We start from the raw sequence: 16,281 nt of genomic DNA, 5'->3' as shown, positions 1-16,281 counted from the left end.
TGAATTACGCAACAAAGCCATGCTTATTTTATACATGCAACACCAAGTGAGCTTAATTCTAATCATGTAATAAAGAAATTTTCTTTGAAATATTATTTTGTTATTTACTTAGCAGATGGGATTATAAGTTCTGAAGCGCCAATGCACTGTAATATACTACAATCTTCAAATAAAATCTTGAAAGATAATATATGTCATAAAAAGTTTGTTTTTTTACAACATGGAATAACATACTTAAAGTCCCAGACTCGCGCATCTTCATATGCTAAAGGAAAGGAAGCTCATCCAAATGTTATAATTACAAGTAGCGATAAAGAAAGTCGGGTAATTCAAAGGATGCTAGGTATTCCAAAAGAACGGATAACTAAAACTGGAATGGCAATCTTCGACGATCTTTCCTATGGACATTTGCTAAATAAACCGCAAGAGAACATTTTGGTTATGTTTACTTGGCGCCCATATGAATTAGATGTTGAACCTGAGTTAACTACGCTATTCAAGATTATTTCACAAGTTACTAGTATACTTTCTAAAGTCCCACACTCTTGTAACGTACGAGTTTGCTTACACCCAAAAATAAGAAAGCTGTTTGATGAAAATATTTGTGGGTTTAATATCTATGATGGGAAAATATCAGAAGTATTATCGTGGGCTAATTTAGTTATTACTGATTATTCTTCGATTTGTTACAACTCTTTTTATCAAGGTGCTGGTGTTTTATTTTACCAACCAGACTTAATTGAATTTGAAAATCATGTTGGTAAGTTAATCCCTGATTTAGATGAGTATATTGGGCATAGAGTCGATAATTATGATGACTTAAATGATTTAATTACTGACTCTTTCAATACAGATGGATTTATTGACATTAAAAAATTTAGAAATGAAGGATTTGAAAGACGTTATGAATCAATCAATGAATTTAATGATAGTCTTGCCAAAAGTCGTATTTTAAATGATTTGATCAATAGAAAGGTTATATGAAAATAATTATAAAAAGATTGATGCGGTCATTACCTTCCTCTCGGCTAGTTTTTCTATCTAATATTTTAGTTTGGTTTTACACAAAGTTTAAATTTATTAATTTTGGGAGTAACAAACAACCGGAGAGTTGTAGTTTTCCGATAGATATTGTTTACACATGGGTTGATGGGGGAGATGCTGATTTTTTAAGTAAAAAATCTATCTATAGTAAAGATAAATATGACGTACGACTGAAAGAGTCTGATAATGATGCTCGTTATCGACAAAGTAATGAATTGTTGTTTTCTATTCGATCAGTGCTTTTACATGCGAATTGGGTGAATAAAATCTATATAGTGACGGATGAGCAGGCACCAAAGTGGTTTGTCGCTGCTGATGATCGTGTTAAAATTGTTCCACACTCTACTATTTTCAAAGATAAAAGCGTTTTACCTGTTTTTAATTCTCACGCTATAGAAGCTAATCTTCATCGGATTCCCGGACTCAGTGAAAACTTCATTTATATGAATGATGATTTCTTTTTTAGAACTCGAGTTGTGCCATCTGATTTCTTCAGTGAAGATATGTCTAAGACAAAGTTCTTTTTAAGTTCGAGAGCCTTTATTCCAGATGTTGTTGACGAAAGGTCTTACCCTGTTGATATTGCGGCGCGAAATAATGCACAGCTTTTAAAAGATAGATATGGATACGAAACAAATCGTAAATTTCAGCATACTCCGATGGCATTAAAGAAAAGTGTTTTAGAGCGTTTTGAGCGTGAAAATTCAGATGTGTTTGAGTTAACTTCCTCTGCTCGGTTTAGAAGCAAAACAGATTATTCTATAGTTTCATCACTTATTCATCTTTATGGGGATAATATTGGTACTGCAGAGTCATCTTCAATCCCTTATTTTTACGTAAGTTTTGATGACAAGTTGTTTGAGTTGAAAATGAACATTCTACTTTTAAAGCGCTTTAAATGTTTTTGTATAAATGATGTAGAACTCGAAAACAACAACAAAAAAGTGTTTGAAATTTTTGAAAATAAAATGAATCTACTTTTTCCTAAACAGAGCCCTTATGAAAAGTAATGAACCTATAGATATAGTGATTCTTTGGGTTGATTCTCAAGATTCTAAATGGAAGAGTTCCTTAAAAAAAAATTCACCTCAGCAGAACAATATTAGCAATGATGAAAGTCGTTTTCGTTGCTGGAATACACTCCATTTTATATTTCGTTCTTTTGATGAATTCTTACCTTGGGTTAATAAAGTTCATTTCGTCACTTATGGTCACTTACCTACTTGGTTAAATGTAAACCACCCAAAATTGAATGTCGTAAGGCATGAAGATATAATCCCTGAAGAACATAGACCAACTTTTAACTCTAATGCTATAGAAGTCAATTTAAATAAGATAGAATCTCTCTCAGAGCAATTTATTCTTTTTAATGACGATACATTTATTCTATCACCTTTAAGCTCTGAGCGTTTTTTTATTGATGGAAAACCAGTCGATTTCCTTAACCAATGCATTAAGAGGAAAGGATGGTTATATTCAACACTTAGGCCCCAAAATTTACTGAACACTATCGCAATAAATAACAATATTAGAATTGTTAACCAACTAGTCAACATTTTCGATATTGATGAAAAACTTTATCTATCAAAACAATACTCACTAAAATTAAGGGTGAAAAATAGGTTGTGTAAAGCAATATATAGAGAATACTCTTGGTTTAAACTGAACCATGTCCCACAACCTCACCTTAAGTCGACTATTGATTTTTTATGGCGTTCTCGCTACTCTGAGTTATATGATACTTCAAGTCATAAATTTCGTTCAAAATCAGATACTACTCAGTACCTATTTCGATATTTTAATTTAGCCACTGGTAAGTTCTTTCCTCATAATCCAAATGATACACTGTCAATTAATATTAATTCATCGAGAGATGTTAACTGTCTCATCGATAATATAAAGGGGGTTAATTTGCTAAGTATTACAGATGCTGATAGTTTGACGGGTGTCGAATTTGAAAGAGCAAAGTTAATATGGGGTGATTATTTATTGAAAATATTACCTGCTAAAAGTTCATTTGAGTTATAAGTAATGAGTAAAATAGTAATTGCATCTAATACTTCTTGGTTTGTGTATAACTTCTTTCGTTCATCCATTGTTGAATTCATGCGTGATGGTAACCAAATTTACGTAATTGCACCAAAAGATAAGTATTCTCAAAGGTTGATTGATTTAGGGTGTGAGTTGCATGCTATTGAGCTCGACCGGTCTGGTATGAATTTAGTTCAAGAGATACGAACTTTTTATCGACTGTGCTTGTTAATCTATTTTATTAGTCCTGACTGCGTACTTAACTTTACGCCCAAAATGAACATTTATTCGACCATTGCCGCGCGTATGAATAAAGTGAAAGTTATTAATAGTGTTGCAGGTTTAGGGTCAATATTTACCGAAAAAGGAATTAAATCATTTCTAGGTAGAATTTTATTACGTTTGACTCAACCATTAGCCGATCATGTTATTTTTCAAAATCCAGATGATTGGAAAATTTATCTTGACAATCAGTTGGTGAGTAAAGAAAACAGTTCACGAGTGCGCGGCATAGGAATTAACCTCGCTGATTTCAAACCTAGCGCAGCGCCCGATGATGAGATTGTACGCTTCATTCTTGTCGCTCGAATGCTCAAAAATAAAGGTGTGGTTGACTTTGTTGAAGCAGCAAAAGCGGTAGACGAACATTACCAAATGAGAAAAGCGGCAGGTTTTGATGTACCTAAATATGAATTCTCCTTATTAGGCTTTGTTGATAAAGAGAATCCACAAGGCATTTCTTTGCGGCAACTGGAAGAGTGGGACAAAACCACCCTGGTTGACTACCTTGGTGAAACTAATAATGTATTTTCTGTCGTCAAAAAGCAAGATTGCGTCGTTTTACCTTCTTTTTATCGTGAGGGTGTGCCTCAATGTTTAATCGAAGCCTGTTCAATGGCAAAACCGATTATTACTACAGATAATGTTGGTTGTCGTGAAACTGTGGTCGATGGTGAAACAGGTATCTTGATTAAAAAACAAAGTGTTCCAGAGTTAAAGGAAGCCATGGTGAAAATGATAGAAATGGGACATCAAGAACGTTTGGCTTATGGTCAAAAAGGGCGAAAAAAAGCAGAAAAGGAATTCTGTCATTTGAAAGTGTCTCGCCATTATTTGCAAGTGATAGAATCTATCATAGATAAAGGTTAGCCTAGGTTGTTATGATTACATTAAATAACTTGACTAAATACTACCCATCAGAACTTGGTAACCAATATGTCTTCCAGAACATTAACTTTACCTTTCCTGAAGGTCGAAATATTGCGCTGCTCGGCTCTAATGGTGCGGGTAAATCCACACTTTTTCGCATTGTTGCAGGTAGCGAGTATCCCAATAAGGGTAAAGTAATAACAGACAAATCCATTTCTTGGCCTGTTGCACTTGCAACAGGTATTCACCCTCAAATGACGGGGCGCGGAAATACCCGTTTTATTGGCCGAGTGAATGGCGTTGCTGACCTTGATGAGTACGAAGAAAAGGTGAAAAGTTTTGCTGAACTGGGAGTTAAATATGATCTACCAGTTAAAAACTACTCTAGTGGCATGCGATCTCGCCTAGCGTTTGGGTGTTGTATTACTATTGACTTTGATATTTACTTAATTGATGAGGCAACATCCGTAGGCGATCAAAAGTTTCGAAAAAAGGCCAAGCAAGCGTTATTGAATAAAAGTAAATCAGCTAATGTGATCATGGTTAGTCATGATATGAAAGAAATCAGAGAGTTTTGTGATAGTGCCATAATTTTACACAAAGGCAGTCTTACTTTCTATGACGATTTGGATGAAGCTTTAGTTGTATACAAACAGCTATAGGTCATCTGGGTTAGTGTAACAAGTCTTTCTCGTTCAGTATTACTGATGAGATTGCTTAGTTATTAGCTACTACTGAGTGAACAGTCGACGCTATCATTTAAGATATATAGTACTAACCCCATAATACAGCGGAGAGTAAACTTTTCGAACATCGATACTACTATGGCCTACAGTAAATAGGGTCGTACCTGAATTTTTGATTTTTGCTTTTTGACTTTTGACTTTTTAACTTGGACTTATGCCTGAATTATTTTCTGCTTATCTAGTATTCGGTTTATTCATTATCACTATTGCTGCGCTTATCCGTTTTCAATCTAAGCCTGAAAGGGTTTTTGGCGTTCTATTGCTCTCATTATATGCATTAAACCTTGTCTCTACCGAGCAAGTGGTGGCAAGCTTTGCAAACCAGGGAGTATTAACACTGGTATTGCTAATGATATGTTCATTGGCGTTAGAAAAAACGCGCCTGTTACGTGCTGTTGCTAACTTTGTTATTCGGCCTAGTTATCGTCGAACTTGGTTGAATTTGTTTGTTTTTAGTGCTTTGTCATCATCGGTGCTTAATAATACTGCGGTTGTTTCTACTATGCTGGCGCCAATTAAAAACAACGCTCATCACCCTGCCAGTAAACTACTCATTCCTTTATCTTATGCTGCTATTTTAGGTGGTACGCTTACTTTGGTCGGAACTTCGACGAACTTGATTGTCAATTCAATGGTGATAGAGGCGGGCTTTCCTGCCATTGGCTTTTTTGATTTTACCTTGCTGGGCAGTGCGTTGGTTATCTGCAGCGGTATGACTCTGTTTGTATGTAGTCGCTGGCTCCCGCACCGAACCGATAAAGTAAAAGCTGTCGCTGATTACTTTATTGATACGAAAGTGATGCCCGGCTCTAGCTTGATCGGTCGCAGTGTCGAAGCTAATGGACTCAGAAACCTAGAGTCACTATTTTTAGTAGAAGTTCAGCGTTCAGCGCAGTTGATATCTCCTGTGACACCAAGCGAAATAATACAAGAAGGTGATCGGCTACTATTTAGTGGTGACATAAAAAAAGTAACCCTACTAGAGCAATTTTCAGGTCTGAAATCGTTTGCCCATCAGAACGGCCTGCCTCTTAATAATTTGTCTGAAGTGATTGTTCGCCCTGAAAGTGTTTTGATTGATAAAACGCTAAAGCGAGCCGGTTTTCGTGCTCTGTTTGATGCAGCGGTTGTTGCCATAAAGAGAGATGGTGAACCTTTATCAGGAAAGCTTGGCGACGTAACGTTAAAAGCTGGTGATTATCTCATACTTGCAGTGGGGGACGATTTTAAAGCAAGACATAATATAGCGAAGAACTTTTATCTAATCAGTGGTGTTGAAACCGAACAAACGTTATCTAAGCGTAAAGAGTGGTTAGCTGTAGGAGGGTTTATCTGTGCCATAGGGTTAGCTGCAATGAATATCATCCCGCTATTTCAAGGGATGTTAATGTTGCTTGGAGCTCTTGTATTCAGTAAAACACTTAATACCAATGAAATACTTCAACGTCTCCCCACACAAATTTGGCTGATCATTGCCTCTGCCCTTTTGCTTTCTTATGCATTGACAAACAGTTCTGCGCCGAAAGTGTTTGATGCAATTATAGACAGCCGTCAAGGTCTGTTTACACCCTTTATTGGTTTGTGTGTTATTTATATCTCAACATGGTGGTTAACGGAACTAGTTACAAATAATGCCGCAGCAGCCTTGATGTTCCCTATTGCCTTAGGGATAGCATCAGGTTTAGAAATCGACCCAACTGGTTACATTATGGCGGTAGCCTTTGGTGCTAGTGCTAGTTTCATTAGCCCGTATGGTTATCAAACAAACTTGATGGTTTTTAATGCAGGGCAATATCGTATTCTCGACTTTATCAAGGTGGGGCTCCCTGTCAGTTTGGTTTATAGTGCCGTTACTCTGACCGGGCTATCGTATACTTATGCTTTATAAATCGTTTGGTTTCCAACCAAACGTTCTTGGCTGAAATCGCTTAGGAAGTAGACCCTAACAAAACTAGCTTAGTTTGTAATAGAACATGAGCTGAGTTTTAAAAACTGGCTTTGAGACTTCAAGGCTCTTAAAAATGGAATAATTTTAAATGAAGATTTCCCCTTCTCGAATGACTCACCTAAAACAGTTAGAAGCTGAGTCAATTCATATTATGCGTGAAGTAGCTGCTGAGTTCGATAACCCAGTGATGCTTTATTCCGTCGGAAAAGACTCATCGGTCATGCTTCATTTAGCAAAGAAAGCATTTGCACCAGGTATCCCGCCATTCCCGTTAATGCATGTAGATACCACGTGGAAATTCAAAGAGATGATCCAGTTTCGTGATTACATGGCGGAAAAAGTCGGCATGAACCTCATTGTTCATCAAAACCCTGAAGGTTTAGCCATGAACATCAGCCCGTTTGTTCATGGTAGCTCTAAACATACTGATATCATGAAAACGCAAGGCTTGAAACAAGCGTTAGACATGAATGGCTTTGATGCGGCTTTTGGTGGCGCTCGCCGTGATGAAGAAAAATCTCGCGCAAAAGAACGTGTTTATTCGTTCCGTGATGAACATCATCGATGGGATCCGAAAAATCAACGCCCTGAACTTTGGAATGTGTACAACGGGAAAGTGAATAAGGGCGAGAGTATTCGTGTTTTTCCGCTCTCAAATTGGACTGAACTAGACATTTGGCAGTACATCTACCTAGAAAACATTGAAATCCCAAGTCTGTACATGGCGAAAAAACGCCCTGTTGTTGAGCGTGATGGCATGTTGATTATGGCTGATGATGACCGCATGGAGCTCAAAGAAGGTGAAGTGGTCGAAGAGAAAATGGTTCGTTTTCGTACGCTTGGTTGTTATCCGTTAACGGGTGCGGTTGAGTCAGAAGCAACAACACTGCCTGAAATTATTCAAGAGATGTTGTTAACTACTACCTCTGAGCGCCAAGGCCGTGCAATTGACCATGATAGCTCTGGCTCAATGGAGAAGAAGAAGCGAGAAGGTTACTTCTAAATGAATTCGCCATACGTAAAAAAAGATAATGAGAGCATTAGCGGTGACGTAGTGTGGCATAACTCTACAGTTTCATCGCAAGATCGATCAGTTCAGAAACAACAAAAGCCAGTGGTGCTTTGGTTCACAGGTCTAAGTGGCTCAGGTAAATCAACGGTTGCTAATGCTGTTGAAAGTAAGCTATTGAGTCTTGGCAATCATAGCTATTTACTAGATGGTGATAACGTTCGCCATGGCTTAAACAAAGACTTAGGTTTTAATGATGTTGACCGTGTGGAAAATATTCGCCGTATTAGTGAAGTGGCAAAATTGTTTGTTGATTCGGGAACTATTGTTTTAACTGCGTTTATTTCACCTTTCATTTCAGATAGAGCACAAGCTCGGTCACTTTTTTCTGACGGTGAGTTCTTAGAAGTCTTCATTGATACACCATTAGACGTGTGTGAATCTCGAGACCCCAAAGGCCTATATAAAAAGGCGCGTGCTGGTGAAATTAAGTACTTCACAGGCATTGATTCCGCTTATGAAGCACCTGTCTCTGCTGAGATTCATGTAGAGACGGTTAACCAGAGCATTGAAGATTGCGCAATCTATGTAGTGAACCGACTTTCTGATATGGGGTATTTAACTCTGGAGGGAAATGATGGGGCATTATGATGTCTTTAATGGTGATGCCGATGGCATCATTGCACTGCTTCAGCTTCGTAAAGCCGAACCGAAAAAGTCTACGCTAGTAACGGGTGTGAAGCGTGATATTAAGTTGCTTCAGCAAGTTGCTAAAAAGTTAGATGCAAGCGGTGTAACGATACTTGATATCTCAATGGAGAAAAATATCGATGCGCTTTATGATTTGATTGAGCGAGATATTCCTATTTTCTATTGCGACCATCATCGTACAGGTGAAGTCCCACAAGCCAATAACTTTACGGCGCTGATTAATCTTGATGCCAATACCTGTACGAGTTTGCTCATCAATAAGCATTTGGGAAATCAATTCGCTACGTGGGCTATTGTGGGGGCTTACGGGGACAATATGTTCGTTGCTGCAGAAAAGTTAGCCGATGAAGCCGGTTTAACCAACGAGCAGCGTGAGTTTTTAAAAGAGCTAGGAACGTTGATTAATTATAACGGTTATGGCGCTTCGCTTGATGATTTGCATATTGAACCGCACATTCTCTTTACTTTGCTAATGAACTACAACTCACCCTTTGAGTTAATTGATGACGTTGGTTCACCTTACTATGTATTAAAGCGTGGTTACGAAGCTGATAGTAATCATTTAGCGCAATTAACAGCAACTGAATACTCGGATATTGCAGAAGTTTATGAGCTGCCTTGTGAAGCCTGGGCTAGGCGGATAAGTGGCGTATTTGGCAATGAACTAGCGAATCGCTCACCAGATAAAGCCCATGCAGTATTAACACTTAATGCTAACCAGCAAGACTATACCGTTAGCGTGCGCGCCCCTCTAAATAAAAGAAGTGGAGCCGATGAGGTATGTGTTCAGTTTGCAACTGGCGGTGGTCGTAAAGCTGCTGCTGGAATCAACCAATTGCCAATGAACGAAAAAACACGCTTTATTGAAGTGTTAAACCAATTTTATAATTAATATTAATTTGACCTAATTTTTATGGTTAGGGCGAATGTCAGTGATAGGAAAAGAAAAATGTCACATTCATCAGAATTAATCGCTCAAGATATTGAAGCGTATTTGAAAGTTCATGAAAACAAAGATCTCCTTCGTTTTTTAACTTGTGGAAACGTTGATGATGGTAAATCTACGCTTATTGGTCGTCTGCTTTTTGATAGCAAGCTGATTTATGAAGATCAAATGGCGGCTATCGAAAAAGATTCTCAAAAGTTTAACACAACAGATGAAGATTTTGACTTGGCGCTTTTAGTTGATGGTCTTCAATCTGAGCGAGAACAAGGGATCACTATCGACGTTGCGTACCGTTATTTTTCAACGGACAAGCGTAAGTTCATTATTGCTGATACTCCAGGGCACGAACAATACACACGTAACATGGTAACAGGTGCGTCGACGTGTGACTTAGCTATTGTAATGGTAGATGCGCGTTACGGAATTCAAACTCAAACGCGTCGTCATAGTTACATTTGTAGCTTGCTAGGGATTAAGCACATCATTGTTGCGATCAACAAAATGGACTTGATGGAATACAGCCAAGAGGTGTACCAGAAAATCAAAGCGGATTACCGTGAAATGGCGAAAAGTTTCAATATTGATGATATTCGCTTTGTGCCTATTTCAGCTTTAAATGGTGATAACGTCGTAAACCCAAGTGAAGCGATGGATTGGTACCCTGGTGCAACGTTAATGAAGCTCCTTGAAACGGTGAAAGTCGATCAAGACCAAAACCTCGAGAAAATGCGTTTCCCGGTTCAATATGTTAATCGCCCTAATTTAGACTTTCGTGGATTTTGCGGCACGCTTGCTTCTGGCTTGGTTCAAGTTGGAGATGCTGTGACAACGTTGCCATCAGGCAAAGTTTCGAAAGTGAAATCTATTTACACCTATGACGGCGAATTGGAAACTGCGCAGCCAGGGCAAGCTATTACCCTAACGTTAGAAGATGAAATCGATGTATCTCGCGGCGACATGTTAGTTCATACTGGCCATGAGCCAATTGTCACCAACCATGTTGAAGCCCATATTGTTTGGATGGATGAGAACCCACTTCGAACTCATAAAGAGTATCTGTTCAAGTTCTCTACGAAAACATGCGTAGGCAAGGTAGGAAAGATTGAGCACAAAGTTGACGTTAATACACTAAAAGAGCACGCGGAAAATAGTGATACCCTCGAATTAAATGAGATCGCACTGACGTCACTTAATCTAACAGATAAAATAGCCGTTGATGAATATCAGTATCTACCTCAGACAGGTTCATTTATTATCATTGACCGTCATACAAACGTTACTGTTGGTGCCGGCATGATAGAAAAAGTTTCTGAAGGTAAAGGAACAGATTCTCGCGTTTATTCTCAAGCAGAAAAAGAATTGAACGCTTATGTAAGAAAGCATTTCCCAGAGTGGAACTGCAGCTCTATTTAGTAGTTGATTGTTGATTTGTGGATAAATCGCAATGTTAATGTTCATAGTTTATACATTTACTTTGTATCTATTATTATCTATGATGATAAATCAGTTGTTTAAGCTGAGCAACTGTTTGAAAATTAAAATATTACCTTTTACTTATAAACGTTTATATTAGTGGAAATTATTATGAAAAAAATGGCTTTAGCAGCTGCACTAGCAGTTAGCTTCTCAGGTGCTGCTTTTGCAGCAGAAGAAACAGCGGCGGCTGGTTCTAGTACTGGTACAACAGCTGGCGCTGGTGCATCTGCAGCAGCAACTGGCACAGCAACAACAGTTGCAGTGGCGACAGCAGCAGTAGCAGCAGCAGCAGTAGTGGCAGTTGCTTCTAACGACAGTGGTGCAACGACTACAACAACTACTCGATAATTGTAGAGTAGGTGTTTAAAACCATTTTATGTGAAAGCATAGAATGGTTTTTTTATATCTAATTGATTAACTTTTCATATTGGACAGCAGCAACCAGATTGCTAGGAAGCAGAACTCGTCATGCTTAAACCTCTAATCATATCTCTTGGTCTTTTTCTTGCTGGTTGTTCTCAGCAGTTTCAAGACGTTAACTCTACTTTTGATGAAGCCTTTTTTGGAAGCTCCGATGTTGAGCTATCCAAGGAATACATTCAAACCTTACCGTATTCCAGCATTTACGCGGAAGTGAACGACCAAGGCAAAATCTTCATGGTTTTGGCCTACGTCGGTGAAAACCCTCAAACGGGCGCAGAGCAGTTAAAGTGGATGTCTTCTGACAAAGCGATGATTGTCACTGAAAATGGACGTATCGTACAAACCTTACTGCTTCCTTACGAAAACCTTTCAGGTTTGGCATTCCAACCGTTAAATACGTTCTCGTCTGCAAACAGCTCGTCACCAGATTCTTCTTCTGCGTTTGATGTGTCAGCGAACCCCGGTGTCCAAAAGTGGCAAGCGGTTTACGACTGGCAACCCAACTATCGATTCGGCTATAAAGCAAATATCACCCGAACGTATGCAGGGAATCAAACGGTCGAAACACCGTTAGCGTCTATCGATACTCAGAAGTTCCAAGAAAAGATTAACTTCCCTATGTTAGAGCAAGAGATCACCAACGAGTATTGGGTCGACAGCAAAGGCAAAGTGGTCAAAACCATACAGTATTTAGGCCCTGATATGACAAGGCTTGAGTTAACCGTCCTTAAGCATTATCAAAGCAATTAACGAACAGGGTAATGAACTAAAATGATGAATTATATTAGTCACGCAGCAAAAATGACGGGGCGTCGGTTGCCAGTAGTGAGAGCTCTGTTAATGATGAGCGCTTTGTTTGCTTTGTTTGCTTTGAGCTCTGCTTCTGCAGCATCTAACGTTGTTACGCCTTCGATTAAAACAACAATCGAACTTCCTCTTCAAGGTGTAACGCTTGAGTATAAAGCTAATGTTCGACTGCTTCAGGTATTAGACGACGCGCATGCTAGCTTTAACGTGAATGATAACAGCGGTATTGGTTACTTCCCCCTTTCGGCTCAACTGTTTGATAAAACCAATACTGAAGCTAACCAATCTATCAAAGATATCGAAGCAAAAAAACGTAATGTATTTAACCAACTTGACGCTTTCTCGGTAGAAGAACCAGAAGCAAAGTTGGTAAAGCAACAATTAGCTTCTTTCCAATATCTCAATCGAGTGTTTATTGAATTAGACCGTAATGCGGTTATCTCGCAATCAGATAAGAACCCGTTACTTGTTTCAAGCTCTAATACTAACAAGCCGTCGTCTGCTGCTATCAAAAGAGCATCGACTAGCCAAACTCAAGCCTTTTCTCTGTACTTACCACAACGACCAACTTCCATTCATTTGATGGGTGCAACGAAAGAGTCGGTAACAATGAATCTGATTGAGCATGGAACGCTGAATGATTATCTCGATGCATTACCGAACGGTTTTGTTGGTGAATCAGCAGATAAAAGCGTGGCTTATGTTGTTCAGCCAGATGGCGTGGTACAAACCATTCAATACGCTTACTGGAACGAACAGCCGGTTTATTTAGCACCAGGTGCCATCGTATTTATGGCGTTCTACTCTTTGCCATCGGAATACTCAACGTTGAACCAAGATATTGTCGATTTGCTACGTCATAAGGTTGGCTTGTAATGCTGAAACAGAAATCATTCCCTCTATCGGCAGTGTGCACATCGGTTACCTGCGCCTTGTTAATGACCAGTAGTGTGTCGGTTTTTGCCGAAACAGCCATTGATTCCTCTTCGATTCGAGCAGAAAAATCGTCATTCGACGACACTGAATACAGAACATCGCAAATGAACTTTGGTGGTGTTGGCCTAATGCAAATGCCAACAGGCCGAATGGCACCAGAAGGTAAGTTCAATTTTAGCGCTTCGTTTAACAATGATTACTACTTTTATAATGTTAGTTTGCAGGTGATGCCTTGGCTAGAAACCACCATTCGTTATACACAGGTACAAGACCTACTTTACAGTGGCCCTGACGATCAAGATTGTTCTCAGAATTCATTCAGTGGCTGTACTAAATACACGGATAAAGGCATCGACTTTAAACTACGTTTAATCGAAGAAGGGTACTATTTACCGGAAGTCTCGGTAGGGGTGCGTGACTTCGGCGGTACAGGTTTGTTTGATGGCGAATTTGTCGCGGCAACCAAGCGTTTTGGCCCCGTTGATTTTACCTTGGGTATGGCTTGGGGATATATGGGCACAAGTGGCAATTTTACCAACCCATTGTGTAAAGCTAGCGATAAGTATTGTGAACGCCCGTCTGATTTTAAAGGCAATGGCGGCAGTGTTGATTTTGAGCGTTGGTTTAAGGGTGATGCGGCAATCTATGGTGGCTTTGAATACCAAACCCCATATAAGCCTTTAACCTTGAAGCTTGAATACGATGGCAACGATTATTCTCAAGATTTTCCAGTTGTTAGTGGATATGACATGACGCAACACACGCCATGGAACGTGGGTGCTGTGTACCGTTTTACTGATTGGGGCTCTGCGAAAGTGAGCTATGAACGAGGTGATACCTTAACCCTTGGTTTTGATCTATCTACCAATTTCAATGAAATGTATTCTGTGTGGCGAGATACTGAAACAGCAGAATTGCGCCCAAGCGATGTCGAAACAGTTGACGATATTGACATGGCAGCCCTCGCGAAAGAGCTTGAAACGATCGCTGGCTATGAACAAGCGCAAATCTTGGTAGACGATAACAGTATTGTGGTTAAGGGCACTCAGGTTAAATACCGAGACAGAGATATCGCCCTTGAGCGCGGTGCGACAGTGATTGCGAACGCGGTACCAAGTTACATCGACACCTACAAAATCATTGAAAACGACAAATCGTTGGAACTCACCGAGACAACGGTCGATGTCCAAGCGTTCAAAGCGGTAGCTAACAATAGTTATCTCAATGCTCAAACTAGCGATGCAACCGATACTCACGAATTAGAGCGTAAGAAATCCGTTATTTATCATGATGGGCGTGAACGATTCGATGTGTCGATTTCACCAAACTTAGCTCAATCGTTCGGTTCGGCTGAAAACTTCTACTTATACAGTTTGGGTTTATACACCAATGCGTCGTTCTGGGCGTTAAACAATGTCGAACTGTCGGGTTCTCTTTACGTTAACTTAGTCGATAACTACGACAAGTTTAATTACGAAATTCCATCAGACGGCACCGATCAAACGCCAAGAGTAAGAACCTTGTTCCGCTCTTATGTTGATGATCCGGTTCGTTTAGACCGTTTACAACTGACGTGGTTTGAAGACTATGGCAGCGGTGTCTACACCCAAGCCTATGGTGGTTACCTGGAGAGCATGTTCGCGGGTGTGGGTGGCGAAATCCTTTATCGTCCATTCAACCAAAACTGGGCAATTGGCGCAGACATGACGGCAATAAGCCAACGAGACCCTGAAAGCTGGTTTGACACGTTTGATCAAGAGACCCAAGTCAACCCTGACGACAGTAGCCGAACTTATAAAGTGATCGATAAAGGCACCACTGGCTTTATTACGGGTTATTACACCCCACAATGGGACTTCCTGAGTGATACCTTGCTTAAAGTCGGCGTCGGTAAATTCCTTGCGGGTGATATCGGTACTCGTATCGACTTCTCTAAGCAGTTCAAGAGTGGGGTTATTGCTGGGGCATTTGTCAGCTTAACGGATATGACAGAGGAAGAGTACGGAGAAGGCAGTTACACCAAAGGTTTCTATGTATCGATCCCGTTTGATTTAGTTACCGTGAAACCAAGCTCAAGCCGTGCTGGCTTTACCTGGTTACCGATCACGCGTGACGGCGGACAAATGCTGAATAAACAGTACAACTTGTTCGATCAAACCGACGCTCGCTCACCTTGGTTCCAGAGGCCTAGTAGCGTGAAATGATTTTGATGCTTTTGGCTTCTCTATCATCGTTTTGGCTAATTATCCCTGCACTTGCAGTAAGAGTACTTGGTTAATCGCTTTAACGATTCTCATACAATGTTAAAATCCAAGTGTATAAATACACTTGGATTTTTTATTGGATATTTCTCAAAATCTGAATGTGACAATAATAATGAAGAAATCGGGGCTTACCTGCATATATTTCGCAAGCGATAATTATAAGACTAGAACACCCGAAGCTGGTTTCGTTTAATGATAAAAACCATCCACTTAATCTTTATATTTACTGTTTGGCTATTAGTTTTTTTCTCTTGAACGTTAATTGGTCTCGATATAGTCTTTTACTCGAGTTGTGACTTTCTCCAGTGCCTCTTTGCGCTCTTCAAAGTAATCATATCGGTCATAGATTCCTTCTACGCCTTTGAGCTTGTGATTTAAACAGCGTTCTGCAATATGGTTAGATACTTTTTCTGCAGCGAGTAAGCTACGGCAGGTTCTGCGTAAATCATGAACTGCAAAGTGTTTGATGTCCCCCATTTTATTTGGTGGCTGTATTTTCCTTCCCGGCTCTCGACCAAACATTTTTGAAATGGCCCTGTTTAGCGTATCTTTCCCCATATGAGGAGCTTTACTTTTCCTTCTATTAGGAAATACGTAATCTGAGCCACAAGCACGTACAAGTAGTTCTTGAAACCATAGTAAGCAAAGCTTAGGGAGAGGAATTGTAAAACCTGTGCCTGATTTACTTCTCTCCGCTGGTAAATGCCATAAAGCGTTATCAAGGTCGAACTCAGCCCACTTCGCCTCGGTTAGTTCAGATTTACGAATGCCAAGGGCTTTGTTGCGTAATT

General features: G+C 39.6%; 15 protein-coding genes. 14 read left to right on the top strand and 1 reads right to left on the bottom strand.

Annotation, left to right across the window (positions count from 1 at the left end):
- Positions 1-3 precede the first annotated feature (3 nt).
- From BCT49_RS05085 to BCT49_RS05020, 14 genes are all read left to right on the top strand, one after another.
- Positions 4-984, top strand: a complete 981-nt coding sequence (locus BCT49_RS05085; protein WP_102434395.1) for a CDP-glycerol glycerophosphotransferase family protein — start codon at positions 4-6, stop codon at positions 982-984.
- Positions 981-2,054, top strand: a complete 1,074-nt coding sequence (locus BCT49_RS05080) for a stealth conserved region 3 domain-containing protein (protein ID WP_102434394.1) — start codon at positions 981-983, stop codon at positions 2,052-2,054. Before BCT49_RS05085 ends, BCT49_RS05080 begins: the two co-directional genes overlap by 4 nt.
- The gene (locus tag BCT49_RS05075; protein WP_102434393.1) at positions 2,044-3,072 is read left to right on the top strand and encodes a hypothetical protein; all 1,029 of its coding nucleotides are present in this window, start codon (positions 2,044-2,046) and stop codon (positions 3,070-3,072) included. The genes BCT49_RS05080 and BCT49_RS05075 overlap by 11 nt, the downstream gene beginning before the upstream one ends.
- Positions 3,073-3,075: 3 nt before the next feature.
- A complete protein-coding gene (locus BCT49_RS05070) occupies positions 3,076-4,224 on the top strand; it encodes a glycosyltransferase family 4 protein (protein WP_102434392.1) in 1,149 nt (382 codons plus the stop codon).
- Positions 4,225-4,235: 11 nt separating this feature from the next.
- A complete protein-coding gene (locus tag BCT49_RS05065; protein ID WP_102434391.1) occupies positions 4,236-4,886 on the top strand; it encodes an ABC transporter ATP-binding protein in 651 nt (216 codons plus the stop codon).
- 238 nt (positions 4,887-5,124) lie between these two features.
- A complete protein-coding gene (locus BCT49_RS05060) occupies positions 5,125-6,858 on the top strand; it encodes an SLC13 family permease (protein WP_102434390.1) in 1,734 nt (577 codons plus the stop codon).
- 148 nt (positions 6,859-7,006) lie between these two features.
- Positions 7,007-7,921 carry a sulfate adenylyltransferase subunit CysD gene (gene cysD, locus BCT49_RS05055; protein ID WP_102434389.1) on the top strand — a complete coding sequence of 305 codons (915 nt, stop codon included), beginning with the start codon at positions 7,007-7,009 and terminating at the stop codon, positions 7,919-7,921.
- On the top strand, positions 7,922-8,578 hold the full coding sequence (cysC, locus tag BCT49_RS05050; RefSeq protein ID WP_102434388.1) for an adenylyl-sulfate kinase: 657 nt from the start codon (positions 7,922-7,924) through the stop codon (positions 8,576-8,578).
- The gene (locus BCT49_RS05045) at positions 8,565-9,530 is read left to right on the top strand and encodes an acetyltransferase (protein ID WP_102434387.1); all 966 of its coding nucleotides are present in this window, start codon (positions 8,565-8,567) and stop codon (positions 9,528-9,530) included. Before cysC ends, BCT49_RS05045 begins: the two co-directional genes overlap by 14 nt.
- Positions 9,531-9,587: 57 nt before the next feature.
- Positions 9,588-10,997, top strand: coding sequence for a sulfate adenylyltransferase subunit CysN (cysN, locus tag BCT49_RS05040; protein ID WP_102434386.1), 1,410 nt, complete (start codon positions 9,588-9,590; stop codon positions 10,995-10,997).
- Positions 10,998-11,168: 171 nt separating this feature from the next.
- Positions 11,169-11,408: a hypothetical protein gene (locus BCT49_RS05035; RefSeq protein ID WP_102434385.1), complete on the top strand. Its 240-nt coding sequence runs from the start codon at positions 11,169-11,171 to the stop codon at positions 11,406-11,408.
- Between the two features lie 120 nt (positions 11,409-11,528).
- On the top strand, positions 11,529-12,233 hold the full coding sequence (locus BCT49_RS05030; RefSeq protein WP_102434384.1) for a YjbF family lipoprotein: 705 nt from the start codon (positions 11,529-11,531) through the stop codon (positions 12,231-12,233).
- A gap of 21 nt (positions 12,234-12,254) precedes the next feature.
- Positions 12,255-13,166 (top strand): capsule biosynthesis GfcC family protein, encoded by a 912-nt coding sequence (locus tag BCT49_RS05025; RefSeq protein WP_102434383.1) that lies wholly within the window; start codon positions 12,255-12,257, stop codon positions 13,164-13,166.
- The gene (locus BCT49_RS05020) at positions 13,166-15,430 is read left to right on the top strand and encodes a YjbH domain-containing protein (RefSeq protein WP_102434382.1); all 2,265 of its coding nucleotides are present in this window, start codon (positions 13,166-13,168) and stop codon (positions 15,428-15,430) included. Before BCT49_RS05025 ends, BCT49_RS05020 begins: the two co-directional genes overlap by 1 nt.
- A 318-nt stretch (positions 15,431-15,748) precedes the next feature.
- Here the strand turns inward: BCT49_RS05020 and BCT49_RS05015 are convergent.
- Positions 15,749-16,281: site-specific integrase (locus BCT49_RS05015; RefSeq protein ID WP_157938599.1), on the bottom strand; the 533-nt coding region annotated here is incomplete at its 5' end.

The sequence above is a fragment of the Vibrio lentus genome, from assembly GCF_002875945.1.
Lineage (GTDB): Bacteria > Pseudomonadota > Gammaproteobacteria > Enterobacterales > Vibrionaceae > Vibrio > Vibrio apostichopi.
The sequence above is the reverse complement of the archived record's forward strand: the minus strand, read 5'-3'. Positions and strand labels throughout refer to the sequence as shown.